The organism is Streptomyces sp. NPDC054783 (genome assembly GCF_053611725.1).
In genome coordinates, this window is the sequence record NZ_JBSHAY010000023.1 from 125,648 (window position 1) to 149,268 (window position 23,621).

Consider the following 23,621-nt stretch of genomic DNA (forward strand, 5'->3'; position numbering starts at 1 on the left):
GGATAGCGCCTGATCCCGTCAGGGGGACCTCGGTGAGGATTCGCTCGGCACCCGCGCCGGCTCAGGCGGCGTGTGTGACCCACCGACGACCGGCGGCGGACCGACGTCACGGTCACCGCGGGGGCCGGCATCCGCTTCGCCCAGTGGTACGCGGGCACCGTACGTGAGCCGCAGGATCGCCGTGACCCTCGGCACCGCCACGTCGTCCTTCCCCTCCCGCACGAGGTGCCGGAGAAGCGGCGGACGAACCCGTAAGAGCCGTACACGGAGAAGTCGCAGCGGCCGTCGGTGTCTGCGGTGTCCCACACACACGTGCGGGACGAGCAGGCCGGGACGGTGAACGGCGTGCCGGTGAAGGGCAGGGCGACGTTGGGCAGCGCGGTGAAGTGGTGGCCGGCGCTGCCGTCGTTGGTGAGCGTGCAGGTGACCTTCATGTCGGCCCGTCCCGATGCGGGCGCCGGCCTGTGCGGTGTCGTGGACCCTGCTCAGGCCGGCACAACACACCCAGCCGGCCTGCCCGCTCACACACGGCGTCCGTCGTCTGACCGGTCGCTGCACCGGGAGTGGGTGGACATCACCAATTCAACGCGCCGGGCGATGAACCTGGAGGCTGGCCCCTCTCCGACGAGCACGGCCGGAGCTACACTTCCCGGAGAAGGCGACCTGCGCGCTGTCGGGGCGGCTATGAGCCGGCGCCACCTGCCGTCGGGTCAGTGTGCGACAGAGAAGATCGCGGTGGCTCGAAGCGGCGACGTCGAAGATCAGCCGTCTCTGATCCCGTCAGTTCATCGTGCGGACCAGAACGCCCCGCCCGTCGAGATGCCAAACGCGTGCACAGTCGACCGACGCGGTGGACTCTCGATGGGCGGCGTCAAGCCGTTTTGGGCACGCGTTCAGTAGCCGAGGCTGTCGGTGGTTGTCAGCGGGGGTCGTCGTTGAGTGCCCTTTGGCGGCCCCGGGACCGTCCCGGGACGACGCTCGTGCGCGGACTCACCGCATAATCTGACCAATCGCGGGTAAACGATCCGTCGTCCCGGGGGCGGCTCTGTGTAAAAAAGGTGCGGCACCATGACTGAGATCCCGCCAGAGGTCTTCGAGTTGGTAGCACGAAAGGCTCTGCAAGACCTGTCCACCGCGGTGGACCCACGGGCGCTGGAAGCGCTGGCCGGCTGTGACGTGTTGATTCCTGCGATCGGAGGGGTCCGATACACGCGTGACCGCAGTGAACTTGTGCGGCTTGTGCTGCCGGTGATCGAAAGCGTCAACGACGCCCCCGCGGTGATGGTCTTCACCTCGGAGGAACGGCTGCTCAGGGCCTTTCCCCAGGTGCCTTGCTACAGGCCTGTCACCCTGCGGGACCTGGCCTCTCGCTGGCCGAGCGATGAGGTCGTGCTGGTGATCGACGCCGGGGACGAAGACGAGCTGACATTGTCCGCGCACAACGCGCGGTGGCTGCTCGGTCGCTGCCTCGTGTGACTGCCAGGTCTGTACGGCCGCCTCGAAACTCCGCGAGCGGTGGCCGACGCCGGCTACGGGGCAGAACGCCGACTTCGGCGGCGGCCTGGACGGCCGGGGCATCGGATATGTCGTGGCGGTCCGTTCGGATGTGACCGTTCACCCGCACGAGGCGCAGCCCACCGCACCGGCCTGGTCCGGAAACGGCCGCAAACCGCAGCCCCGCTACCGGGACAAGTCGTCCTCGGTGGCCGCTCTGGTCATCAGCCGTGGACGGCAGGCGTTCACCGAGGTCATCTGGCGTGAAGGCTCCTGCGGGCCGATGCGCTCGCGCTTTCTGGTGCTGCGGGTGCGGCCGGCCGGGGTCCGGGCCCGTCGTCTGGCCCGGGCTGCCGCCACCGCGCAAGAGGGCTGCTGGGACGGTGTCCCGCCCGAGGTCACGCTGCTGGTCGAATGGCCCGAAGACGCCGAAGCGCCCACCGATTACCGGCTGTCCAGTCTGCACGGCCACACCCCGCTGGCCGAACTGGTCCGCCTGGCCAAGATCCGCTGGCGGATCGAGCACGACTACCGGGAACTCAAGCACGGCCTCGGCCTGGACCACTTCGAGGGCCGATCCTGGAGGGGCTGGCATCACCACGTCACCCTGGTCACCGCCGCCCACGCATTCCTGACCGAACAGCGGCTGGCCCCAAAAGCCGATACAGCGGACTCACCCTCTACCAGATCCTCGACGCCGTCCAGGACTTGCTGAACTGCTGGACCGGCACCTGCACCACCTGCCACCCCCCCTGCTCGGAACAGCCACCACCAGCCCAAACCTAAGAGCCAGAGCAACCTAACGGAGTCCTACTAGCTGTTGCGGGACATTGGGTTGTTGACGCCTGAGGGGGTCTTCACTTCGTCGTAGCGAGTACTGGAAGATCGCGGTGCGCCCATACGTTGGCTCCAGATGTGAAGATCAGTGAAGCCTCCAGAGTCAGCGGCGTGAGTGCGAGATCGTTGCGGCACTACGAGGATGAGGGCTTGATCGTCCCTGGTCGTTGCAGCAACGGGTTCCGGGATTACTGCCAGTCCACGATCGACCGGGTGCTCGTTGTCCGCTCCCTGCTGGCGTCCGGGCTGCCCGTGCGGTTGGTCAGGGAGGTTCTGACTCGTCTCGCTGACGGACCCGATGGCGGCACGGATGCGGTGTGCGAAGAGTTCCTGTGCGAGGTGCAGAATCATCGCGATCGGCTCGCTGCACGTATCACCGTTCTCAGCGATCAGCAGGCGGCACTCGACGCCTACCTGAGAGAGGCCCGCCGCATCGATCTATGACAGTCGCTTGACCTTGACGTAAGTGTCAGACTCCTACGGTCGGTGCATGGAGATCAACGAGCCGCACACCGTTGAGCAGACGGGACGAGCACTGGTCCAGCGGTCGCACCGGGGACCGAAGGATCTGACCCTCACAACCGATCATCACCGCCCCGCCCCGGGGCCCGGTGAGTATCTGATCCGCGTCGGCGCCGCCGGGGTCAACTTCGCAGACGTCATGCAGAGCCATGGCACCTACGGAGGAGGCCCTCAGGCGCCCTACGTGGCGGGCTTGGAAGCCGCCGGCGAGGTTGTGGCCGTTGGCGCGGGGGTCGAGCGCTCACTGCCAGTCGGCACCCACGTCGTAGGAGCCGGCCCGGGCGCCTTCGCGCAGTACATGACGATGCCGGCCGCGGGCGCGCTTCCCGTGCCTTCCGGCTGGAGCGACGCCGAAGCTCTCGGCCTGGTGCTGAACTGGGCAACCGCACTGGCGGCGCTGAAGCCGTTGGGCGAGATCAAGCCAGGTGACGTGGTGCTCGTTCATGCCGCGGCCGGAGGCGTGGGACAGGCCGCCGTCCGACTCGCCCGCCACTACGGCGCGCGCGTCGTCGCCACGGCGACACCGGCCAAGCACGACACCGTCAAAGCGCTCGGTGCCGACGAGGTCCTGGACAGCCGACACCCCGATCTGGCCGCGAAGATCACCCGCCTGACGGGCGGAGTCGACCTGGTCCTGGAATCGGTGGGACAAGCCACGTTCGAGGTCAGCTTGTCGGTCACCAAACCCTTCACCGGACGCGTCGTCGTGTTCGGTGCCGCTTCCGGCGATGCCACCCTCAGCACGCACGACCTGGTCTTCACCCACCAGGTCCAGGTCAAGGGCCTGCACATCGGAGCGCTGGCGACCGCAGCCCCGTCCCTCTACGAGTCGCTGCTCGTCGAGATCGAGGCACTCATCGCCCACGGCGTCTACCCGCCCGGCACTCCCCAGGTCCACCCGTTGGCCGAGGGACCTGCGGTGCTACAGCAACTTGAAGCAGGCCTGACCCGCGGCAAGCACGCCCTCGATCCCTGGCGCCGGGAACGCCTGTGACGCACCGCAATGCCCGCTGTCCCCCGAAGGGCGGCTGCACCTCGCGCAGTGTTGTCAGCACCGCCGATCGCCCACGCGGCGGCCGAGACGGGTATCTCATCCGATCGCCCGCGCGGTGCCGAGATGGGTATCTCCCGTACCTGCGCGTCAAATTGGGTCAACCCGCTACCGTCGGCACGGTGAACGCGGTCTCCTGGACCGTTGCTCAGCACCCCGACGCCAACCGACCCGAACGGCGCTGACATCGTGGCCAGGATCGAGGCGCACCGCCGTGCCGAGAAGTGGTCGGCGTCCCGGCTCCCGAAGGCGCACATCAGTGGCCCCACATCACGACCCGGGTCGGCGGTCGTCTACGCGCGGCACAGGCCGTGGTTGACCATCTGCGTGTGGCGTGCGACCACCGGGCGTGCGCTCTTGGCCAGGGACTTCACGAGCGGGTTGGTGCCCCTGGCGATCTGCTTGTCGATGAGCGCGAGGGTCTGCGCGTGGGCGAGGTACTGGGCCTTGAGCCACGCGGCATCGTACGCGGGCGTCCCGGCGCGGGACTTGAGGGCAGCGGTTTGCCTCAGTTGCGCGGCCGTCTGCCCGGAGGGCAGTGCTACGCCGAGTTGTGACGCGGTCTTGACGACACCCGCATCAAGGGTGCGGTGGTCACGGATGAAGTCGGCGCTGACCCGCTTGACACAGGCGGTGGTCGCGGCGCTCTGGGCTTGCTGACTGGTCGTGATCTCCCACAGGTTGCCCTGGTGGGCTGCGGTAAGGAGTTGCCGGTCCAGGGTGGAGACCGTCGACGGCGGCGAGGACGAAGCGAGAGCTGGCAGCGACGTGACACCCATGATGCACAGGGTTGCGGCGCAGGCGGCAGCGGAACGGGCACGGGATCGAGTCGTGTACATGAGTCCTCCACAGGTCGCACGTGCAAGCCCCGACGAAAACCCCCATCTTCATGGCTCAATGGTGACAAACCGCGCCTATCTCATGATTCCCCCGGTTGAGATCGTCGGCAACCCGGGCCCCAGCGCCTCGGCCGTACCCCCGAGAGCTACGAGAGCCGCCGGGAGGTCCCGGCTCCGCCCCAGGTTCTGGGCGGCGCATCCGAACGCCATGTTCACCGGCTCGACCGGGATGCCGTGAGGTTCACGACCATCACCAATGGCCGGGTCGGCCGCCTCCTCGATGACGGCGACCGGCTCCGCAGACCCGGTGGCCGCCGGCGGCGTCCCTGGTAGGGCCGCTTTCTTCGCGACGGCCAGACAAAATGGTGTACGCCCCGCCACTGAAGGATCTCCTCAACGGAGGCCGGCGCACGCCACGGCCGTGACGGTTGTGTCAAAGCCTCTCCTTCTGATGGAGCGTCCTGGGCCAGTGCCTCGAACAGGGGGCGGAGGTCTTCTGGGGCGGGGCCGTTCTCGGCGACGAGTTCGAAGGTTCGGCGTGTCGCCTGCGGCGCGGTCAGGGCCTCCACAAGAACTTGTGCGATCTCCTGGCGTGCGATGGCGCCGTCGGCAGGGGTGCCGGCGAGCCGGGTATCGCCCTGTAGGAAGACCGGCCGGTGTTCGTCTGGGCCGTTCATGTCGAACCAGCCGGGCCGCACGATCGTGTAGGGAAGTCCACTGAGGGTTGTGTGGCCGTGCGCGTGCGACTCGGCCACGACGAGCCGTCCGATACTGCCTGTCGCACCGACAATCAGAGTGGTCAGAGGTGTAGTGATCATGCCTTCCCTTTCACGGGGTGTACGGGCGTGGTGTGAGTACTGACGAGCCGTGCAGGCCATCGGTCGGCCGTGGGCGCCATCTCGGTGAGTTGGCGACGGATGCGGTATTTCGCCCATCTTGTTGCAGTGGTGTAGTTGGACACTGCCGCGGGTGGCAAAGCCTTTGGGCACGGAGGGGCGGTGCGGTCACCAGGTGGTGGCGATGGTCCGCACGGCGCTCCAGGTGTCGTCATGTCGCGTGAAGTCCACGGCCAGACGCAGCCTCCACTCGGCGCGTGTGCCGTAGACCGTCGCGTCGGTCAGCGTGCGGCCGACCAGCTGCACCGCGCCGGTGTCGCCGGTGGGCACATCGAGATCCTTCTCCTCGATGCTGTGGTGACGGACTGGCCGGCGCGCAGCTGGGAGAGCCACTCGGTCCTGGGCTGTACGTAGCCGGTCATGTGCGTCAAAGTGAATTCGGCGTCGAGCAGGGCGTCGAGGACTTCCGTGTCGCCCTCTGCCATCGCCTGGAGGTAGGCGCGGCACGCCACGACCGCCTCGGTGTGATCGGCGGTTCCAGCCGGTTCAGCGTTCGGCTTGCGGGCGGTCATGGGCGCACCAGCACCTTCAGGGCCTCGCGCTCGTTCATCGCTCGGTAGCCGTCGGCAATGTCCGCCAGACCGACGGTGCGGTCGAAGACGCGGCCGGGACGGATCGTGCCGTCGAGGACGCGGGGCATCAGTTCTTCGATGTAGGCGCGGGCAGGCGCGACGCCGCCGGTGAGGGTGATGTTGCGCATGAAGTCGGCGAACCCGAACGGCACGTCGCTGAACTGGGGAGCCCCGACCCGGCTGATGGTGCCGCCGTCGCGTACGACGCCGAAACTCTGCACGAGCACGTCCTTCAGCCCGACGCATTCGAGGACCCTGCGGGTGCCTTCCCCGCCGGTCAGCTCGCGGACCTTGGCGACGCCTTCGTCGCCGCGCTCGGCGACCACGTCGGTCGCGCCGAAGTCGCGGCCCAGGTCCGTGCGGGCGTGGTGGCGGCCCATCAGGATGATCCGCTCGGCGCCCAGCAGCCGGGCGGAGATGACGGCGGACAGGCCCACGGCGCCGTCGCCGATGACGGTGACGGTGTCGCCGCGCCGGACGCCGGAGGTGTGGGCGGCGTGGTAGCCGGTGCACAGGACGTCGGAGAGGGTCAGCAGGTCCGGCAGCAGGTCGGAGTCCTCGCCGACGGGCATCTTGACCAGGGTGCCGTCGGCCTGCGGGACACGGGCGGCCTGGCCCTGTCCGCCGTCCCCTCCGTTCACGCCCCACTGTCCGCCGTGCGGGCAGGAGGTCTGCAGGCCCTCACGGCAGTAGGTGCAGGTGTTGTCGGCCCAGACGAAGGGGGCCACGACGACGTCGCCGGGCTTGAGGGTGCGTACCTCAGAACCGAGTTCCTCGACGACGCCGAGGAACTCGTGGCCCATGTGGCGGGGATTGTCTGTGGGTGCCAGGGACTTGTAGGGCCACAGGTCGCTGCCGCAGACGCAGGACAGCACGATCCGCACGACGGCGTCGGTCGGTTGCTGGATCTCGGGGTCGGGGACGTCTTCGACGCGTACGTCCCGGGCGGCGTACATCAGGGTGGCTCGCATCAGCGGATCTCCTCGGGGAGAGGGAAGTGGGGGTGGGGAGGGCGGTGTCCGCGCGGTTCGAGTCGGAGGGTGGACTCGCGGGCTCGGCCGGTCAGGACGTGTTCGACGATGCTTGTGCACCGGCCGTACCTCTTCCGGTAGGCGGTGTCCACGGCCGCGTACCGCCGCGCCTTGTAGAAGGTGACGTCCCGCTGGACGCCGCCGGCGTCGATACGGCCCCGGTGGCGGGACTGGGTGCCCCGGTACCAGGGGCCGGCGGTGCCTTCGACCGAGCGGACGTGGACGTGGTCACCGGCACGGGCGACCCACTTGGTCACGGGGCCGCGCAGGCTGCCGTCGGTGCGCTCGGACTGCGGGTCCGATTCTTCGGCCGCGCCGGTCTTCCCCGGTCCGCGTCGTTCCAGTGCGTCATGGCCGTTCCTCCAGGCTGGTCACGCCGCTTCGGGGCCGGCTGCCCCGAAGCGGCAAGGCCGGCGTCAGCGTCCGGGCGGCGGAACAGGGGGCGGTGCCTCACGCCTTCAGCGCGGCGAAGGTCGCGCCGTCGATGACGAACCGGTAGCGCACGTCGGAGGCGAGGATGCGCTCGTAGGCGGTGTTGATGTCGTTCGCGTCGATCAGCTCGATCTCGGCGGTCACGTCGTGCTCGGCGGCGAAGTCGAGCATCTCCTGCGTCTCGGCGATGCCTCCGAACAGCGAGCCTGCGTAGGCGCGGCCGTTCTGCAACAGGGGGAAGACATCCAGCGGCATCGGCTGCGTGGTCACGCCGACGCTGACCATGGTGCCGTGCAGGCGCAGCATCTCCAGGTAGTCCTTCAGCGAGATCGGTGCGCTGACGGTGTTGAGGATGACGTCGAAGGTGTTGGCCAGGTCGGTGAAGGCGGACCCGTCGCCGGTGACAGCGTAGTGGTCGGCGCCGAGCGCCGTAGCGGCGTCGCGCTTGCGGTCGGACTGTGACAGGACGGTGACGTCGGCGCCCACGGCCTTGGCCATCTTGACCCCGAGGTGGCCCAGGCCACCGAGGCCGACCACCGCGACCTTGGTGCCCGGTCCGGCGCCGTAGCGCTTGAGCGGCGCGTAGACGGTGATGCCGGCACACAGCAGTGGCGCCGCGGCGGCCGGGTCGAGGCTGTCGGGGATGCGGACGACGAAGTCCTCGGGCGCGACGATCGCCTCCGAGTAGCCGCCCTGGGTGCGGACGCCGGGCTCGGCCGGGTCGGGGCTGCCGAAGACCAGGGTGTGGCCGCCCAGGCAGTACTGCTCCTGCCCGGCCCGGCAGTTCTCGCACTCGCGGCAGGAGTTGACCATGCAGCCGATGCCGACGAGGTCGCCGACCTGGTGGCGGGTGACCTCGGATCCGGTCTCGGTGACCCGGCCGACGATCTCGTGGCCGGGCACGAGCGGGCTGGCCGGCAGCGGGCCGAACTCGCCGCCGACGAAGTTCATGTCGGAGTGGCAGATACCGCAGTACAGGATGTCGAGCTTGACGTCGTGCGGGCCGACATCGCGGCGCTCGACAGTGAGGGGAACGAGCGGCTGCTGCACGTCGTGGGCGCCGAAAGCCTTGACGGTGGTGGGCACAGTGAGTCCTTCTGAGGTGGTTGTTCTGGGGGGAGCAGGTCAGGCTTCGGGGATGGCGCGGCCGAAGTCTGCGAGGGTGACGGCTTCGGGTTCGGGACCGCCGCGCCGCCCCGTCTCCAGCGCGTCGAGGGCGGTCAGCTCGTCGGCGGCGAGGTCGAAGTCGAAGACGTCGATGTTCTCGGCGATGCGGTGGCGCTTGGTGGACTTGGGGATGACCGAGCGGCCCTGCTGCAGGCCCCAGCGCAGCAGCACCTGGGCGGGGCTCTTGCCGTGTGCCTCGGCGATGCGGGTGATGGCCGGGTCCTCAAGGACGCTCTTGCGGTCCTCGCCGTAGCCCGGGTAGAAGGTGATCCCGCCGATGGGGGACCACGCCTGGTTGAGGATGCCGTGCCGGTCATCGAAGTCGAGCACCTCGCGCTGCTGGAAGTAGGGGTGAATCTCCAGCTGGTTGACGGCGGGGACGACGGAGGTGGCGTCCAGCAGCGTCGTCAGGTGGTCGACCATGAAGTTGCTGACCCCGATCGCGCGGACCTTTCCGTCGGCCAGGAGCTCTTCCAGGGCTCGGTAGGCGGCAAGGGTCATGTCGAACTCGGACGGCAGGGCCTGGTGCAGGATGAGCAGGTCGATCTGGTCGACACCGAGCTTTGCGGCGCTCTTGTCGAAGCCGTGCAGGGTCTCGTCGTACCCGTAGTCGCTGATCCAGATCTTGGTCTCGATGAAGACCTCGTCGCGCGGCACTCCGCAGTCGCGGATGGCCTGGCCGACCTCGCGTTCGTTGCCGTAGGCGGCGGCGGTGTCGATGTGCCGGTAGCCGAGGTCGAGTGCGGCCTTGACCGCGGCCCGGGTCTCGTCGGGCGGCGTCTGGAATACACCGAGTCCGAGAGCGGGCATCTCGACGCCGTTGTTGAGGGTGAGGGTCTGCATCACAGGGACCTTTCGTTGCGGGTGATTCGTGCGGGAGCGAGGAGGGTGAGGACGGCCATGACGGCCAGTGCGAGCAGGACCGAGGAGCCGGTCAGGGCCGCTCCCGAGCGGGCCGCGATGTCGGTGGCCGTGTGGCCGGTGGAGACGGCGGCGGTGATGGCGCTCAGGATGCTCAGGCTCAGCGCGCTGCCGATCTGGTGGACGGTGTTGACCAGGCCCGAGGCGGCTCCCGCGTCGGCGGGGGCGACGCCGTCGACGCCGCTGGAGGTCAGCGGGGCCAGCGTGAGGCCCTGCCCGGCGCCGATGAGGACCATCGGCAGGGCTACGCCGGTCAGGTAGGGGGTGTGCAGGCCGAGACGGCTGAGCCACATCATGCCCACCGTGGTCAGGGCGACCCCGGTCAGCAGCACCAGCGGCCGTGCGGCTCGCTGGAGCAGCCGGGGCACCTGGACGGCGAGACAGAAGTTGATCAGCGTCATCGGCATGAAGGAGGCACCCGCCTGCAGTGGTGTCCAGTGGTAGACGCTCTGCACGAACTGCGCGGTGAAGAAGAAAAAGCCCATCATGGCGCCCATGTAGAGCATGCGGGTGACGTAGGCGCCGGAGCGTTCACGGCTCGCGAACAGTCGCAGCGGCACGATCGGTTGCGCGGCCCGCCGCTCCACCCGGAGGAACAGCCCGAGCATCACCACACCCGCCAGCAACGGCACCAGGGTCAGGGGGGCGGTCCAGCCGAAGTCGGCGGCGTCAACCATGCCGAGGACCAGCGCGGTTGAACCCAGCGTGGCCAGCACCGACCCGGCGATGTCGAAGCGGCCCTGCCGGCGTTCGGTCTCGGGCAGGAACCGGACCGCCAGCACCATCATCACGACGCCGACCGGGACGTTGAGGAAGAACCCGGCCCGCCACGAGATCAGGTCGGCGACCAGCCCACCGACGACCAGGCCGAAGGCTGCCCCGAGACCGGCGACCGCGCTGTAGGCGGCCATCGCCCGGTTGCGGGCCCGGCCCTCGGCGAAGCTGCGCGTGAGCAGGGACAGCGCTGACGGCGCCAGGACCGCGGCGCCGACGCCCTGCAATGCACGGGCGCCGATCAGCCACCACTGGGTCTGAGCCGCGCCCACCAGGAGCGAGGTGAAAGAGAAGGCGACCAGGGAGAACAGGAACACCCTGCGGTGTCCGAACAGGTCACCGGCCCGCGCTCCCAGGAGCAGCAGTCCGCCGAAGACCAGGACATAGGCGTTGGTGATCCAGGACAGCCCGGTCTCGGAAAACTTCATGTCGGAGCGGATTTGCGGCAGCCCGGTGAAAACGATCGAGTTGTCGAGGATGACCATGAAGTAGCTGACGCAGATGATCGTCAGGATCAGCCTCGCGTGGACCGGTGTCCCGTTGGGTCGCGCCGCCGCATGTGCCGACGCGCGCTGTGCGGTGGCGGTCATCGCGTCACCAGCCCCGTCGTCAGCGTCGTCCTGCCGTCGGCGGCCCCGGTGACTGGCCGCGCGGCGGACGAGGCGCCGGCGAGGCGCGCAGAGGCTTCCACCGTGCTGATCACAGGCTGCCTGGTCGCAGCCGCGCCAGCACCTTGAGAGCCTTGCGCTTCCTCGAGGCACGGGTCGGCGCCGTGCCCGACGCGGCCATCGCCGGCTTTGTACATGAGTGCTGCGCGCACGGTGTTCCTTCGGGTCGGTTTCATCGGGCCCATCGAGGACTCGCAGTCCTCGGCCTTCTCCAGACAACCGCGGGTGGACGCACAGGTGGGAGTCACTCCTTTTCCAGGTAATGGCAGTACCTCGCAGACGCCCACCGGCCCACCTACCGTGAGGGTGCAGGCCGGATCCACACCGCCCGAGTAAGAGGAGGCCGCGTGCCCTGGGCCGCCCACGCCGAAGCCTTCACGCAACCGACGTCCGACGCCGACCGGCCCGAGGGGACGCCCGTCGAAGCCTCGCTCATCCAGCTCCCGAGGTCTGATCGTGACTGAGAGTGACAAGAAGAAGAGCCTGGCCGCCGAGGTCCGCGAGTTCCTGAGCACCCGGCGCGCTCGGATCACTCCAGAGCAGGCCGGACTGCCCGTCTACGGTGGGAAACGCCGTGTCGCGGGCCTGCGCCGTGAAGAGGTCGCTCTGCTGGCGGGCATGAGCGTGGACTACTACGTCCGGCTGGAGCGCGGAAACCTCAGTGGAGCCTCCGACTCGGTCCTCGAAGCCCTCGCGCATGCTCTGCAACTCGACGAGGCCGAGCGCACCCACCTGTACGACCTGGCCCGCGCGGCCACTCCCTCAGGCCGGCGGCCCGCAGTGACCGCCTCCCGGGTGCGGCCCACGGTCCTGCGGCTGCTCGACTCCATGACCGACGTACCCGCGTACGTCCGCAACGCACGGTTCGACATCCTGGCCACCAACGCGCTGGGCCGCGCTCTGTACGCACCCCTCTTCGACTCGCCGCTGTTCGCCCAGCGCGGACCGGTCAACAGTGCTCGTTTCATGTTTCTGGACCCCGCGAGCAGGGACTTCTGGGTCGACTGGGACAAGGGTGCCGACGACGCGGTGGCTTTCCTGCGGACCGAGACGGGCCGGGCACCGCACGACAAGGCGCTGACCGATCTGATCGGAGAGCTGACGACGAGGAGCAGTGACTTCGCCCGCCGGTGGGCACGCCACGACGTGAAGTTCCACCGCTCGGGCGTGAAGCACCTGCACCACCCGCTGGTCGGTGATCTCGCCCTGCCCTACGAGGCGATGGAACTGCCGTCAGACCCCGGCCTCCGCCTCAACTTCTACTCGCCCGAACCGGACTCCCGGGAGCGGGAGGCTCTCGGCCTGCTCGCCAGCTGGGCGGGCACCGGCCCCGTCGTGCGCTCCCGGAGCGACTGACCACCATCGATCGAGGAGAACCACTCCATGCAGTACCGGCCGCTCGGCCGCACCGGCGTCCAGGTCAGCCCCCTCTGCCTGGGGGCGATGATGTTCGGCCCCTGGGGCAACGAGGACGAAGCAGACTCGGTGCGGATCATCCACCGCGCCCTCTACGCGGGCATCAACTTCGTCGACACCGCTGACGTGTACTCCGCCGGCGTCTCCGAGGAGATCGTCGGCAAGGCGCTCAAGGACCGCCGCGACGACGTCTTCCTGGCGACCAAGTTCTTCATGCCGATGGACCAGGACGACCCCAACCAGCGAGGCGGCTCGCGGCGCTGGATCATCCGCGAGGTCGAGAACTCCCTGCGGCGCCTCGGCACCGACTACATCGACCTCTACCAGGTACACCGTCCCAGCCCGGACACGGACGTGGCCGAGACCCTCGGGGCCCTCACCGACCTCGTGCGCCAGGGCAAGCTCCGCTACATCGGTTCCTCGTCCTACTCCGGCTCCCAGATCGTCGAGGCTCAGTGGACCTCGCGGGAGCGGCACCTGGAGCGGTTCGTGACCGAACAGCCGCCGTACTCGATCCTGGTCCGGGGCATCGAGGAGGACGTCCTGCCCACCGTGCGCCGTCACGGCATGGGGACGCTGACCTACAGCCCGCTTGCCGGCGGCTGGCTCTCGGGCCGTTACCGCAAGAACGCCTCCGAGGGCCCCGCCTCCGCGGCGCGCCCCCAGGCCCGCTTCGACATGAGTACCCCCGCCAATCAGTGCAAGCTCGACGCCGTCGAACAGCTCACGCTCCTGGCGGAGAAGGCCGGCCTCACCCTGATCGAGCTGGCCGTCGCCTTCGTGATCAACCACCCGGGCGTCACCTCGGCGATCATCGGCCCGCGCACCATGGAGCAGCTGGAGGCGTTCCTCCCCGCCGCTGACATCACGCTCTCAGCCGACGTCCTGGCCCGTATTGACGAGATCGTGGCACCCGGGGTGACCGTCAACCCCGCCGACAACAGCTACGGCGACTTCGAACTGCGCGCCGACCAGCGTCGGCGCTGACACGGGTGGGCGGCGATACCCGGGTGCTGTACGAGGGCAGCAGGATGGGAACGCAGGGAGCGGGCGGGTGGAGAGACGGCCATGGCGTGAGCTCCGAGCGGCCGTGAAGCACCGATCCCGACGCCCTTCAACCTCACCCAGCTCGGACCGGCGCACGGGCATCTACACCGCCCAGCCCGGTACCCCGGACCACGACGCCCTGCCCTGTTCGACATGACAGCGATGCACAGCGAGTCGACGCCGTCCCGCCGCAAGCGGTAGGTGGCCGGGCGGCGGCTTCGTGCGGTTCAGTGGTCAGCCGGTGGGGTGTTGCGCTGCCGGGCCCGCGTCTTCGGTGGCGGCCAGGGAGGCGAGCAGACGCAGTCCCTCTTCCGAGGGGGAGCCGGGTTCGGCGGTGTAGATGGTCATGCTGAGTCCGGGGTCGGCTGCCAGGTCCAGGGACTCGTAGGCAAGGGTGAGGTCGCCGACCGCGGGGTGGTGGAACCGTTTGGTCCCGGTGCCGTGGCGGCGGACGTTGTGGGCGCCCCAGCGGGTGCGGAAGTCCTCGCTGCGGGTGGACAGCTCGCCGACGAGGTCGTGCAGGCCCTTGTCGTGAGGGTCGCGACCGGCCTCGCGGCGCAGGATGGCCACCGCCATGTCGGCGAACAGGTCCCAGTCGGGGTAGAACCGGCGGGTGGCCGGGTCGAGGAACTGGAAGCGGGCCAGGTTCTGCTGATTGTCGGGGTTGGCGAAGAGGTCGGTGTAGAAGGCGCGGGCGAGCCGGTTGGCGGCCAGGATGTCCGTGCGGCCGTTGCCCACGATCGCGGGCCCCGCTGTGATCGCGTCGAGGGTCCATTGCAGGCTGCGGTGCGGGGTCCACTGCCGGGTGGTGGTGCGGCGTCGGGGGCGGGTGAGGGCGTCGGAGCCGTCGGCGGCCTGCGCCAGGTGCAGCAGGTGGGCGCGCTCGGCGTCGTCCAGCTGAAGTGCGCGGGCGACTGCTTCGAGGACGGCCGGGGAGACGCCGGCCAGGTTGCCCCGCTCCAGTTTCGCGTAGTACTCGACGCTCATGTCGGCCAGCGCGGCGACCTCGCTCCTGCGCAGGCCGGGCACACGCCGCCGGGAACCGGCAGGCAGGCCGGCCTGTTCCGGAGTGATCTTCGCTCGCCGCGAGGTGAGGAACTCGCGGACCTCCTCACGGTTGTCCATGTCTTCGACCGTACGGCGTGCCCCCTGTGGGAGGGATGTACTGCCAGTACACCTTTCGCTGGTGACTCGCTAGCCGCCGGGATGAGCGGTTACCTGGAGCCCGGGTACTCCCCGAGCGGCGTCGCCGCCTCGGGGAGTACCCGGCCGGGCAGCGTGCGAAGGACAACGGCGCCCCTGACACGTCCCCGCCTCCTACCAACACACGGCTACGGCGGCCGGCGGGCCGACCCCCAGGCCCCGCCCCTCCGAACGAACCTGAGGACTTCCCCATGCGCGGAGCAGTGATCCACGCCCCCGGTGATGTGCGCTTCGAGACCCTGGACGACCCGAAGATCCTGAAGCCGACGGATGCCGTCATCCGCACGGCCGTCACCTGCGTATGCGGCTCCGACCTGTGGCCCTGGCGCGGGCTGGACGCGACCGACGAGGCCCATCCCATGGGGCACGAGTACGTCGGCTTCGTGGACGAGGTCGGCAGCGACGTCACCGACGTCAAGCCGGGCCAGTTCGTCGTCGGCTCGTTCGCCACCTCGGACAACACCTGCCCGAACTGCCGCAACGGCTTCCAGTCCAACTGCCTGAACCGCGAGTTCATGAGCACCTGCCAGGCCGAGTACGTGCGCATCCCCAACGCCCAGGGCACCCTCGTCGCCACCGACGAGCTGCCGGGCGAGGAGTTCTGGCCCGGCCTCCTGGCCGTCTCCGACGTGATGGGCACCGGCTGGTACGCCGCCGACGCCGCCGAGGTGAAGCCCGGTTCCACCGCCGTGGTCGTCGGCGACGGCGCGGTCGGGCTCTGCGCGGTGATCGCCGCCAAGGAGATGGGCGCGGAGCGGATCATCGCGATGAGCCACCACGAGTCCCGCCAGAAGCTCGCCCGGGAGTTCGGCGCCACCGACATCGTCACCGAGCGCGGCGACGAGGGCGTCGCCCGGATCAAGGAGATGACCGGCGGCATCGGCGCCGACTCGGTCCTGGAGTGCGTCGGCACCGCCCAGGCCATGCAGCAGGCCCTGCGCTCCGCGCGCCCCGGTGGCAACGTCGGCTTCGTCGGCGTCCCGCACGAGGTCGCCGTCGACGGACAGGAGCTGTTCTTCTCCCACGTCGGGCTGCGCGGAGGCCCCGCCCCCGTGCGCCGCTACCTGCCCGACCTGATCGACCGCGTCCTGTCGGGGCGGATCGACCCGGGCAAGGTCTTCGACCTCACGCTGCCCCTGGAGCAGGTCGCCGAGGGCTACCGGGCGATGGACGAGCGCCGTGCCGTCAAGGCCCTCCTCACGCCCTGACCCCTCACGCCGCAGCTCGTCCGGGGAAGCATCGCCCTCGCGATCCCACGGATGAACGACCCGGCCACACCGACCCGTGATGCCCGCAGAGAAGGAAACCACCATGCAGATCACCCGCAGCTCGATCAACACCGTCAAGGGTCCCGCCGACTGGTTCACCGGCGACGTCTACATCGACGCCGTCGCCGCCGCGCCCGAGCCGTCCCGTGTCACCGCCAACCTGGTGCACTTCATGCCCGGCGCGCGCACCCACTGGCACCGCCACCCGCTCAGCCAGACCGTCTTCGTCACCGAGGGGATCGGTCTGTGCCAACGCCGAGGCGGACCGATCGAGATCATCCGGCCGGGCGACCGGGTGCTGTTCGAGGCCGACGAGGAGCACTGGCACGGCGCCGCGCCGAACCGGCTGATGGTCCACCTGGCCATCAACGAGAGCGATGCGGACCACGACGTCGTGCACTGGCTGACCCCCGTCACCGACGAGGAGTACGCCGCCGCCCCGGCGACCGACTGACACGTGGCCCGAGGCCGGCAACCACACCCAACGAGAAGCACCTGAGCATGCACGTCAACGCCTACGCCGCCCCACCGCCGGCCGGCCACTGGCCCCCCACCATCATCGAGCGCCGTGACGTCGGCCTGAACGACGTGCTCATCGCCGTTCAGTACGTCGGCATCTGCCACTCCGACATCCACACCGTCAACGGCGACTGGGGCCCCCAGCCCTTCCCCGTCGTCCCCGGCCACGAGATCGTCGGCGTGGTCGCTGAGGTCGGTGCCGACGGCACCAGGTACCAGGTCGGCGACCGCGTCGGCGTCGGCTGCATGGTCAACTCCTGCGGCGAGTGCACCCACTGCCGGAACGGCGACGAGCAGTACTGCCTCAACGGCACGGTCTTCACCTACGCCGGCGCCGACCGCGACGGCACCACCACGCAGGGCGGCTACTCCACCCACGTCGTCGTGGACGCCGACTAGGTCCTGTCCGTCCCCGAGGGCCTCGGTGCGGCCTCCGCTGCCCCGTTGCTGTGCGCCGGCATCACCACCTACGCCCCGCTGCACCGGTGGGGCGCCGGCCCCGGCAAGAAGGTCGCGGTCGTCGGTCTCGGCGGGCTCGGCCACATCGCGGTCAAGATCGCCCACGCCATGGGCGCCGAGGTCACGGTGCTGTCGCAGTCGCTGAAGAAGAGGGAAGACGGGCTGCGCCTCGGCGCCGAGCACTACTACGCGACCTCGGACCCGGACAGCTTCACCGCCGGCCGAACGGTTCGACCTCATCGCCAACACCGTCGGCTGCTGTCCGACCGGCTCTTCCTGGGCGCCGTCCTGATCACCGGCTTCGTCAACCCGGCCCTGTTCGCCTACCTCAGCGGCGCCACTTATGTCCTGCAGGGCATCTACGGCCTCTCCCCGCAGGGTTGTTCCTTCGCTTTCGAATTGAACTCCGCCGGTTTCATGGTGTTCGGCTTCGTCGCGGGACGGCCGTCAGAGCGGTGGTCGGAGAAGGGCACCCTCGTCCTGGGTCTGGCCATGGCCCTGCTCGGCGCGGGCGGGCTCCTGGCCACGGCGGCGCTGCACCTGCCGCTGGCCGCGATGGTGCTGTCCCTGCTCACCATGGCCAGTGGCGTGGCCGCCACCACCCCGCCGTCCACCTCGCTCGCTCTCGCGCACTACCCCGAGATCGCGGGCACCGCGTCCTCGCTGCTCGGCATGGCGCGCTTCGCGTTCGGCGGGCCGGCAGCCCCGCTCGTCGGCCTCGGCGGCGCCGGCACCGCCGTCCCGCTCGGCCTGGTCGCCCTCGCCTGCGCCGCCCTGACGGTGATCGTCCACATCCTCGCCGTCCGCCCCCACACCCGGACGGCACAGCACGCCGCCGCCGGGCGGCCCGTCGACCGGGCGACAGCCACCTCCTGACCCGTCCGTCACGCGCAGTACGGGGACCTGTTCCCGCCGCGCCGCCAAGGAAAGCATCAACAGCATGCAGTACGCACCCTGGGACGCAGTGGCCTGAAGGTCAGTCGCCTCGCACTGGGCACCATGAACTTCGGCGACGTGACGGACGAGGCCGAGAGCTTCAGGATCATGGATGCCGCCCTTGAGGCCGGCATCAACCTGATCGACACCGCCGACGTCTACGGCGGCCCGCAGTCACCCGACATGGAGCAGGGTTACGGGGTGTCCGAGGAGATCATCGGCCGGTGGCTCGCCCCAGGCGGCGGGCGCCGAGAGCAGATCGTGCTGGCGACCAAGGTGTACCAGCCGATGGGCGCCGGCCCGAACGACAAGTAACTGTCCGCATACAAGATCCGCAAGGCCGCGGAGGACAGCCTGCGGCGCCTGCGGACCGACCACGTCGACCTCTACCAGATGCACCACATCGACCGGTCGACCCCGTGGGAGGAGATCTGGCAGGCGATGGAGCAGTTGGTGCGCGAGGGCAAGGTGATCTACGTCGGCAGCAGCAACTTCGCAGGCTGGCAGATCGCGACCGCACAGAACGCCGCCGCATCCCGGAACTCCATGGGCCTGGTCTCCGAACAGAGCCTGTACAACCTGACCGCCCGCACCATCGAACTCGAAGTGATCCCGGCACTGCGCTACTACGGCATCGGCCTGATGCCGTGGAGCCCGCTGGGCGGGGGCCTGCTCGGTGGAGTGCTGAAGACGATCGAAGGCGGCCGCCGCATGACCCCGCACATGCAGAAGACCATCGAGCGGCACCGGCACCGGCCCCGGCTGGAGGCCTACGAGGCGCTGTGTGACGAGATCGGCGAACAGCCCGCCGACGTCGCCCTGGCCTGGCTGCTGCACAACCCCGTTCTGACCGCCACGATCGTCGGTCCCCGCACCACGCGGCAACTCGCGACCAGCCGCCGCGCCCTGGACGTCACCGTGCCCGAGGACACGCTGCACAGGCTGGACGAGATCTGGCCCGGTCCCGGTAGCGAGGCCCCGAGGCGTACGCCTGGTGACCGGGCACCGAGGTCTCGTGACGCTCGTTCGACGCTCCGAGGCACTCGCGGCCAGTCCGAAGAGCCGAGAAGGGCCATCTGACCTGGTGATTCTCCCGCCTTACGCGATGCGACATGTTTTCGGTGACACATCATGTGGAGTGCGTGGCGGTCCTCGAGCCAGCCGGAAAGCGATCCCGACCTGCGAGTTTGTCGGTGTGCATGATGTGCGGTGTGAGCGTGACCCGTGACCACCGCACTAGGTGGTCACGGGGTGCCCGCCTGCCTAGACGGTCTTCACGCCCATGCCGGCGCTCCGCCGAACCGGGATGGCGTTACCGCTGCGTCCAGACCTGATTGGGCTGTGTGCCGCTGTTATAGCAGTCCCATGTCTGCAGGAGCGCGCCGTTGCCGGAGCCGCCGGAATCCAGACACTTTCCGGACTGGGGGTTCGTGACAGTGCCGTTGGAGTTGAAGCGCCATTGCTGGGCACCAGTGCCGTTGCACGACCACAGCTGTACCTTGGCGCCGTTGGCAGTGGAACCAGCGGCCACGTCGAGGCACTTACCCGACTGAGGATTGACGACGGTGCCGCCGGTGCGGGTCCACCTCTGGTTCCAGTCGGTTCCGCAGTCCCACAACTGGACGGCGGTGCCGTCGGCCGTGCCCCAGTCCTTCAGGTCCAGGCAGCGGCCGCTCTGCTGCCCGACGATCGTGCCGGACGCAGTGCCGCCGGGGCCGCCTGAGTCGTAGGAGAAGGAGTTGACGGCCAGGCCGGGGCCGCCGACCCAGGGTTCGAAGCCGAATTGCACGCTGGTCATGTACCACGCCGACGACAGATGGCCTCGGCTGATGGAATCACTGGTGAAGTCCTTGATGTTCACCGTGATCGAGTCGGTGGGCTGCTGGCGGACGTAGGAGACGGTGTTCCAGGCGGTGCCGTTGCCCTGGCGGCCGTACCACACATCCCAGTTGGCGCCCTCGATCCAGACCGTGGCGACCTTGGAGCCGAACGGCGTGGGCGCCCCGGAGTGGTTCGCCCAGATCATCATCTCTTCACCGTTGTTCTGGCCCGACGGGTTGGGGCTGGTGTCGAACCAGATGTCGTACGCCGCGTCCCACTGCCCTTCAGCGGTGGAGAAGTCGACGCTGGACCGCGGGTTGCCGAACGCCGACACCTGAAGTGGCAGGCCGTTGCCGCTGGAGCAGTTGCCGTAGTGACAGCCGGCGTAGATCGACGGATACGCCGCCGGTGCGCCGCCGGTTCCCACGTCGTGCCAGCCGGTGGTGACCCTGAAGCCGTCGTCCGACACGTCGATGCACTGGGGGATCGTGTCACCCCACTCGTTGTTCTGGACGACGTACTTGCCGCCCGAGACCTTCGCGCTGTCGGTCCTGCCACAGAGCGTGGCGTTCGCGGCTGCCGGCGAAGCGCCGGTCAGGGAAAGCGCGACCAGTAACAGGGAGGCCACGACCGTCGCTACTGCCGCGGCCCCACGGCGCGGCTCCATTTGCGATCTGGTCATCAAAATCCTTTCGATTGTCGGGTGGTCGGGAGGTGTCTGCGCACTCGCACGGGGGCTTCGGAGTCATGGGAGCGCTCCCGTGTTCGGCAAAGCCGACCTCGGCACCTTTCGGCAATGAAATGAGGGTTCTCGGCCCAAGACGGCCTGTCCGTGCTGCTCCCAAGGGGGAGTGCTGCTCCCGAGGGGGCGCCAGAAACGCGTCGTGCGAGCTCGCCCGGGCTCGCTCACGCCGCGACACATGAAGCCAGCGCGGTTGACTGACTGTCAAGCGGTCTGCGCTCGTTCACTTTGTGAAGGGGGTGCGCGTTGCCCTCGGAACTGCGATGCGAACGGGTCTCTTGTCGAGGCGGCCGGGTGGGGCTAGGGTTCCCTCCCAGATGAGTAACTAGCTAGTAGCTACTAACTAAATCGCCCTGGTAGCCACTGGCAAAGTGTCCGATGACCACCCATGAGGGACCGTGGATGTGATGTCACGTCGTCAAGTAACAGGCAGCGGCTGCCGGCCTGGACAGCTGGGGCAATGGGATGCTGACCCCTCTTGACCAACGGGCTGTCCCTGCAGCGTTGTCCGGGAACGAAACGATGACGTCCGAGGAAGGGCCTTGGCGAAGATGGCTGAGGGGACGCCCGCATATCGGCGCGACCGACCACGACTGCCCGCCGCCGAGCGACGGCGCCAGATCATCGAGATTTCCTCCGCGCTGATCGCCGACCGAGGTTTCTGGGGCCTGTCGATGCAGGACGTGGCCGACCGATGCGGGCTCACGGTTCCCGGTGTGCTGCGCCACGTCGGCTCCAAGACCGGCCTGCTCGTCGCGGTGCTGGAGCACCGGGATGTCGAGGACGCCCGATCGCTTCGCGCTCGACTCGGCGTCGGCGAGGACGAGATCCCGGACGAATGGTCCGCCGGCGGCCCCGAGGGAGTCAGTCTGCGGCAGTTGTGTTCGGCGACGATGCGGCGCAATGCGGAGCAACCGGAGATCGTACGGCTCTTCACCGTGCTGGAGGCCGAGTCGTTGGCACCGAGCCATCCCGCGCACGCCTACTTCGTGAAGCGACAAGAGCAGGCGATATCTGCCTTCACATCCCTGGCCAGGGACTTGAGCGACCGTCCGGAAGCGCTCGCCCGGCACATCGTGGCGATGATGGACGGCCTGCAGATCCAGTGGCTGCGCGCGCCGCAGAGATTCGACCTGGTCCGGGAATGGGAGGTCGCCGCCGAGGTGCTGTTCGGCACGTCGGCGGACGTGCCACGGACTGACGCCGTCGAGTAGGCCCGGAACGTGCTCATCGGCGTCAGGAGCCTTTCTGCATGGGGCCGAAGTCTCCCGTACGGGGCCGAAGGTCACTCGCACCGCTGCGTGGATGGGTCCAACGGTGAGAACAGCTCCATGTGCTGACCACATGGCTTTCCATGAAAGGTGGCGGGGACGAGGACACACCCTTCCCTCAGGCTCGTCCGCGCCTCCCCCTGGGAGCGCTGTGGGGGTGGGTGTCGTGCCCTCCGCAGGCCTGGTGCGCCCGCCGAGCAAGTGCTCGCAGAGCACGTTGTGGCTTGTGCGGCGGAGCGGGCCGAGCGGCGTAACCCGGACGTGAAGGTCACCACCGACATCGGCCGGATGCGGCAGCCGCCCTTGTGCGCGCGGGTGGTCGGTCGCCTGCCCGGCGATCCGCAGGGTATGGGCCGATTGCCTCACGGCGTGGGCCCAGCTGATGGAGGCGCTGGTGGCCGAGCGACGCCCCGACCGGCCGGTACCGCCGATGGCCGGTACCGTCGCGGTCGGGGCAGTTGCGCATCGGCTGGCCACCGCCATCGAGGAGGGCCGGGACCTGTCCTCGATGAGTGGCACCCTGGCCGACACCGCCTACCGTCTGCTGCTGGCTTGAGGGCCGGGCCTCACTTCAGGTGCCGGGCGAAGAACCGCTCCCCGTCGTCCACCTCGAACCATGGGGTGCCGGCGTGCCCGCCCAGATTGGCGTGCAGCGTCTTCTCCTTGGTGCCGAAGGCGTCGAACAGGTCCAGGGCGCGCTGCCGGGGGTTCCCTTCGTCGTCCCACTGCAGCAGGAACAGCAGCGGAATGGTGACCTGCCGGGCTTCCTCGCGCTGGGCGCGGGGCACGTAACCCCCGGCGAAGAAGCCGGCGGCCGCGATGCGCGGCTCGACCATCGCCAGCCGAATGCCGACGGCGGTCCACCCCGAGTACCCGACCGGTCCGCCGATCTCGGGCAGCGAAAGGAGGGCGTCCAGGGTGGTCCGCCATTCCGGGACCGCCTTTTCGACCAGCGGGCCGATGAAGGACTCGAAGATCTCATCGACCGGCTCGCCGGCCTGCATCGCCCGGCGGAGGTCGGCGCGAGCCTGCTCATCGGCGGCGGAACGGGGCCGGTCCCCGTGCCCGGGGGCGTCGATGGCGGCCACCGCATAGCCGTACGCCGAAGATTGCCGGGCCCGGGCCACCAGCCGCGATTCCCGCCTGTGCAAGCCGCCGTTGTGGCTGATCAGGATCAGCGGGGCCGGTGCGGCGGATTCCGACGTCCACAGGGTGCCGGGGATCTCGCCGAGGGTGAATTCGCGTTCGAGGACGCCGTCGTCGAGGCGCTGTTCGGAAGTGAATCGCATGGTCGTGCCTTTCGGGAGTGCGCTTGAACGGCGCTCCCGGACGACCTACCGTCCGACCGTGACCCCGGAGGGGAGCACCCATGTCGATACTGCGTTCACGGGTACCACCTCCTCGTTTTCTCGCACGGCCTCCGGAAAACTAGCAGTGGTCGCCGTGGTCCGCCAACGGGTTTTCGCGGAGGCTCCGTGGCCGGATGCCACGCGAGCCACGCGCCTGGGGCGTGTGTCGGAAGTGCTCTGGGGCGGCTCGCGTGAGTGCGCGTTCTGCGTGATCCCGACACAAGCACCGAAGGCTGGCGACTGGGTTGTCCGCGGATCAAGGTTCGGCAGCGGGGCGTCATGCGGTCCTATCTTGTTCGTGGGTTGGACGGGCCATCGTAAGGTCCAGAGACCCAGAGACACTGGGTATGGCTTCTATGCGGTTGCCCTCGATGGTTCCACTCACC

The 23,621-nt window shown here is 69.0% G+C and carries 22 protein-coding genes and 4 pseudogenes; 13 read left to right on the top strand and 13 right to left on the bottom strand.

Annotated elements, in window-relative coordinates; translation table 11 throughout:
* Nucleotides 1-287: 287 nt before the first annotated feature.
* Nucleotides 288-434, bottom strand: a pseudogene (locus ACWGJ5_RS32225) (hypothetical protein); the annotation flags it as partial.
* Nucleotides 435-1,068: 634 nt separating this feature from the next.
* Here ACWGJ5_RS32225 and ACWGJ5_RS32230 point away from each other — a divergent pair.
* From ACWGJ5_RS32230 to ACWGJ5_RS32245, 4 genes and pseudogenes are all read left to right on the top strand, one after another.
* A complete protein-coding gene (locus ACWGJ5_RS32230) occupies nt 1,069-1,476 on the top strand; it encodes an SseB family protein (RefSeq protein WP_453313150.1) in 408 nt (135 codons plus the stop codon).
* Nucleotides 1,477-1,497: 21 nt separating this feature from the next.
* A pseudogene (locus ACWGJ5_RS32235) lies at nt 1,498-2,209 on the top strand (IS701 family transposase); the annotation flags it as partial.
* Between the two features lie 200 nt (nt 2,210-2,409).
* Entirely contained in the window at nt 2,410-2,775 is a 366-nt protein-coding gene (locus ACWGJ5_RS32240) for a MerR family transcriptional regulator (protein ID WP_453313151.1), read from the top strand.
* A 46-nt stretch (nt 2,776-2,821) separates the two neighbouring features.
* Complete coding sequence (locus ACWGJ5_RS32245) at nt 2,822-3,847, top strand: NADPH:quinone oxidoreductase family protein (RefSeq protein WP_453313152.1); 1,026 nt, start codon at nt 2,822-2,824, stop codon at nt 3,845-3,847.
* Between the two features lie 350 nt (nt 3,848-4,197).
* On the opposite strand, the gene ACWGJ5_RS32250 is transcribed toward ACWGJ5_RS32245, so the two are convergent.
* From ACWGJ5_RS32250 to ACWGJ5_RS32290, 9 genes are all read right to left on the bottom strand, one after another.
* Nucleotides 4,198-4,683 (bottom strand): DUF4142 domain-containing protein, encoded by a 486-nt coding sequence (locus ACWGJ5_RS32250; RefSeq protein ID WP_453313153.1) that lies wholly within the window; start codon nt 4,681-4,683, stop codon nt 4,198-4,200.
* A gap of 272 nt (nt 4,684-4,955) precedes the next feature.
* Nucleotides 4,956-5,678: an NAD(P)H-binding protein gene (locus ACWGJ5_RS32255; protein WP_453313173.1), complete on the bottom strand. Its 723-nt coding sequence runs from the start codon at nt 5,676-5,678 to the stop codon at nt 4,956-4,958.
* Between the two features lie 69 nt (nt 5,679-5,747).
* Nucleotides 5,748-5,909: a hypothetical protein gene (locus ACWGJ5_RS32260; RefSeq protein WP_453313154.1), complete on the bottom strand. Its 162-nt coding sequence runs from the start codon at nt 5,907-5,909 to the stop codon at nt 5,748-5,750.
* Nucleotides 5,861-6,151 carry a nuclear transport factor 2 family protein gene (locus ACWGJ5_RS32265; RefSeq protein ID WP_453313155.1) on the bottom strand — a complete coding sequence of 97 codons (291 nt, stop codon included), beginning with the start codon at nt 6,149-6,151 and terminating at the stop codon, nt 5,861-5,863. The genes ACWGJ5_RS32260 and ACWGJ5_RS32265 overlap by 49 nt, the downstream gene beginning before the upstream one ends.
* Nucleotides 6,148-7,182, bottom strand: coding sequence for a zinc-dependent alcohol dehydrogenase family protein (locus ACWGJ5_RS32270; protein ID WP_453313156.1), 1,035 nt, complete (start codon nt 7,180-7,182; stop codon nt 6,148-6,150). The genes ACWGJ5_RS32265 and ACWGJ5_RS32270 overlap by 4 nt, the downstream gene beginning before the upstream one ends.
* The gene (locus ACWGJ5_RS32275) at nt 7,182-7,499 is read right to left on the bottom strand and encodes a DUF2255 family protein (RefSeq protein WP_453313157.1); all 318 of its coding nucleotides are present in this window, start codon (nt 7,497-7,499) and stop codon (nt 7,182-7,184) included. Before ACWGJ5_RS32275 ends, ACWGJ5_RS32270 begins: the two co-directional genes overlap by 1 nt.
* Nucleotides 7,500-7,692: 193 nt before the next feature.
* Nucleotides 7,693-8,760 carry an NAD(P)-dependent alcohol dehydrogenase gene (locus ACWGJ5_RS32280; RefSeq protein WP_453313158.1) on the bottom strand — a complete coding sequence of 356 codons (1,068 nt, stop codon included), beginning with the start codon at nt 8,758-8,760 and terminating at the stop codon, nt 7,693-7,695.
* Between the two features lie 39 nt (nt 8,761-8,799).
* Nucleotides 8,800-9,684, bottom strand: coding sequence for an aldo/keto reductase (locus ACWGJ5_RS32285; protein ID WP_453313159.1), 885 nt, complete (start codon nt 9,682-9,684; stop codon nt 8,800-8,802).
* Nucleotides 9,684-11,126 (bottom strand): MFS transporter, encoded by a 1,443-nt coding sequence (locus tag ACWGJ5_RS32290; RefSeq protein WP_453313160.1) that lies wholly within the window; start codon nt 11,124-11,126, stop codon nt 9,684-9,686. Before ACWGJ5_RS32290 ends, ACWGJ5_RS32285 begins: the two co-directional genes overlap by 1 nt.
* Nucleotides 11,127-11,660: 534 nt before the next feature.
* Here ACWGJ5_RS32290 and ACWGJ5_RS32295 point away from each other — a divergent pair.
* Together ACWGJ5_RS32295 and ACWGJ5_RS32300 are read left to right on the top strand one after the other, a co-directional pair.
* Nucleotides 11,661-12,560 carry a helix-turn-helix transcriptional regulator gene (locus ACWGJ5_RS32295; protein ID WP_453313161.1) on the top strand — a complete coding sequence of 300 codons (900 nt, stop codon included), beginning with the start codon at nt 11,661-11,663 and terminating at the stop codon, nt 12,558-12,560.
* Nucleotides 12,561-12,587: 27 nt separating this feature from the next.
* Entirely contained in the window at nt 12,588-13,607 is a 1,020-nt protein-coding gene (locus tag ACWGJ5_RS32300) for an aldo/keto reductase (protein ID WP_453313162.1), read from the top strand.
* Nucleotides 13,608-13,901: 294 nt separating this feature from the next.
* On the opposite strand, the gene ACWGJ5_RS32305 is transcribed toward ACWGJ5_RS32300, so the two are convergent.
* Nucleotides 13,902-14,792 carry a helix-turn-helix transcriptional regulator gene (locus ACWGJ5_RS32305; RefSeq protein ID WP_453313163.1) on the bottom strand — a complete coding sequence of 297 codons (891 nt, stop codon included), beginning with the start codon at nt 14,790-14,792 and terminating at the stop codon, nt 13,902-13,904.
* A 269-nt stretch (nt 14,793-15,061) separates the two neighbouring features.
* Between ACWGJ5_RS32305 and ACWGJ5_RS32310 the strand changes: the two genes are divergently transcribed.
* The 5 genes and pseudogenes from ACWGJ5_RS32310 to ACWGJ5_RS32330 all read left to right on the top strand — a co-directional run bounded on the left by ACWGJ5_RS32310 (nt 15,062) and on the right by ACWGJ5_RS32330 (nt 19,050).
* Entirely contained in the window at nt 15,062-16,078 is a 1,017-nt protein-coding gene (locus ACWGJ5_RS32310; RefSeq protein WP_453313164.1) for a zinc-dependent alcohol dehydrogenase family protein, read from the top strand.
* Between the two features lie 103 nt (nt 16,079-16,181).
* Nucleotides 16,182-16,592, top strand: coding sequence for a (R)-mandelonitrile lyase (locus tag ACWGJ5_RS32315; RefSeq protein WP_453313165.1), 411 nt, complete (start codon nt 16,182-16,184; stop codon nt 16,590-16,592).
* 47 nt (nt 16,593-16,639) lie between these two features.
* Nucleotides 16,640-17,369 (top strand): annotated as a pseudogene (locus ACWGJ5_RS32320) (NAD(P)-dependent alcohol dehydrogenase); the annotation flags it as partial.
* Nucleotides 17,370-17,407: 38 nt separating this feature from the next.
* Nucleotides 17,408-17,992 (top strand): MFS transporter, encoded by a 585-nt coding sequence (locus tag ACWGJ5_RS32325; protein WP_453313174.1) that lies wholly within the window; start codon nt 17,408-17,410, stop codon nt 17,990-17,992.
* Nucleotides 17,993-18,115: 123 nt separating this feature from the next.
* Nucleotides 18,116-19,050, top strand: a pseudogene (locus ACWGJ5_RS32330) (aldo/keto reductase).
* A gap of 314 nt (nt 19,051-19,364) precedes the next feature.
* Here the strand turns inward: ACWGJ5_RS32330 and ACWGJ5_RS32335 are convergent.
* On the bottom strand, nt 19,365-20,555 hold the full coding sequence (locus ACWGJ5_RS32335; protein WP_453313166.1) for a GH12 family glycosyl hydrolase domain-containing protein: 1,191 nt from the start codon (nt 20,553-20,555) through the stop codon (nt 19,365-19,367).
* 611 nt (nt 20,556-21,166) lie between these two features.
* Between ACWGJ5_RS32335 and ACWGJ5_RS32340 the strand changes: the two genes are divergently transcribed.
* Together ACWGJ5_RS32340 and ACWGJ5_RS32345 are read left to right on the top strand one after the other, a co-directional pair.
* Nucleotides 21,167-21,829, top strand: coding sequence for a TetR/AcrR family transcriptional regulator (locus ACWGJ5_RS32340; RefSeq protein ID WP_453313175.1), 663 nt, complete (start codon nt 21,167-21,169; stop codon nt 21,827-21,829).
* A gap of 451 nt (nt 21,830-22,280) precedes the next feature.
* Complete coding sequence (locus ACWGJ5_RS32345; RefSeq protein WP_453313167.1) at nt 22,281-22,442, top strand: hypothetical protein; 162 nt, start codon at nt 22,281-22,283, stop codon at nt 22,440-22,442.
* 10 nt (nt 22,443-22,452) lie between these two features.
* Here the strand turns inward: ACWGJ5_RS32345 and ACWGJ5_RS32350 are convergent, their stop codons facing one another.
* Nucleotides 22,453-23,175: a dienelactone hydrolase family protein gene (locus tag ACWGJ5_RS32350; protein ID WP_453313168.1), complete on the bottom strand. Its 723-nt coding sequence runs from the start codon at nt 23,173-23,175 to the stop codon at nt 22,453-22,455.
* Between the last annotated feature and the right edge of the window lie 446 nt (nt 23,176-23,621).

What these genes read in the sequence shown, in the direction of transcription:
- ACWGJ5_RS32230 (WP_453313150.1), top strand. Translation starts at nt 1,069, where the DNA reads ATGACTGAGATCCCGCCAGAGGTCTTCGAGTTGGTAGCACGAAAGGCT.
- ACWGJ5_RS32245 (WP_453313152.1), top strand. Translation starts at nt 2,822, where the DNA reads ATGGAGATCAACGAGCCGCACACCGTTGAGCAGACGGGACGAGCACTG.
- ACWGJ5_RS32250 (WP_453313153.1), bottom strand. Translation starts at nt 4,683, where the DNA reads ATGGGTGTCACGTCGCTGCCAGCTCTCGCTTCGTCCTCGCCGCCGTCG.
- ACWGJ5_RS32255 (WP_453313173.1), bottom strand. Translation starts at nt 5,678, where the DNA reads ATGGGCGAAATACCGCATCCGTCGCCAACTCACCGAGATGGCGCCCAC.
- ACWGJ5_RS32265 (WP_453313155.1), bottom strand. Translation starts at nt 6,151, where the DNA reads ATGACCGCCCGCAAGCCGAACGCTGAACCGGCTGGAACCGCCGATCAC.
- ACWGJ5_RS32270 (WP_453313156.1), bottom strand. Translation starts at nt 7,182, where the DNA reads ATGCGAGCCACCCTGATGTACGCCGCCCGGGACGTACGCGTCGAAGAC.
- ACWGJ5_RS32285 (WP_453313159.1), bottom strand. Translation starts at nt 9,684, where the DNA reads ATGCAGACCCTCACCCTCAACAACGGCGTCGAGATGCCCGCTCTCGGA.
- ACWGJ5_RS32290 (WP_453313160.1), bottom strand. Translation starts at nt 11,126, where the DNA reads ATGACCGCCACCGCACAGCGCGCGTCGGCACATGCGGCGGCGCGACCC.
- ACWGJ5_RS32300 (WP_453313162.1), top strand. Translation starts at nt 12,588, where the DNA reads ATGCAGTACCGGCCGCTCGGCCGCACCGGCGTCCAGGTCAGCCCCCTC.
- ACWGJ5_RS32305 (WP_453313163.1), bottom strand. Translation starts at nt 14,792, where the DNA reads ATGGACAACCGTGAGGAGGTCCGCGAGTTCCTCACCTCGCGGCGAGCG.
- ACWGJ5_RS32310 (WP_453313164.1), top strand. Translation starts at nt 15,062, where the DNA reads ATGCGCGGAGCAGTGATCCACGCCCCCGGTGATGTGCGCTTCGAGACC.
- ACWGJ5_RS32315 (WP_453313165.1), top strand. Translation starts at nt 16,182, where the DNA reads ATGCAGATCACCCGCAGCTCGATCAACACCGTCAAGGGTCCCGCCGAC.
- ACWGJ5_RS32335 (WP_453313166.1), bottom strand. Translation starts at nt 20,555, where the DNA reads ATGACCAGATCGCAAATGGAGCCGCGCCGTGGGGCCGCGGCAGTAGCG.
- ACWGJ5_RS32340 (WP_453313175.1), top strand. Translation starts at nt 21,167, where the DNA reads ATGGCTGAGGGGACGCCCGCATATCGGCGCGACCGACCACGACTGCCC.
- ACWGJ5_RS32350 (WP_453313168.1), bottom strand. Translation starts at nt 23,175, where the DNA reads ATGCGATTCACTTCCGAACAGCGCCTCGACGACGGCGTCCTCGAACGC.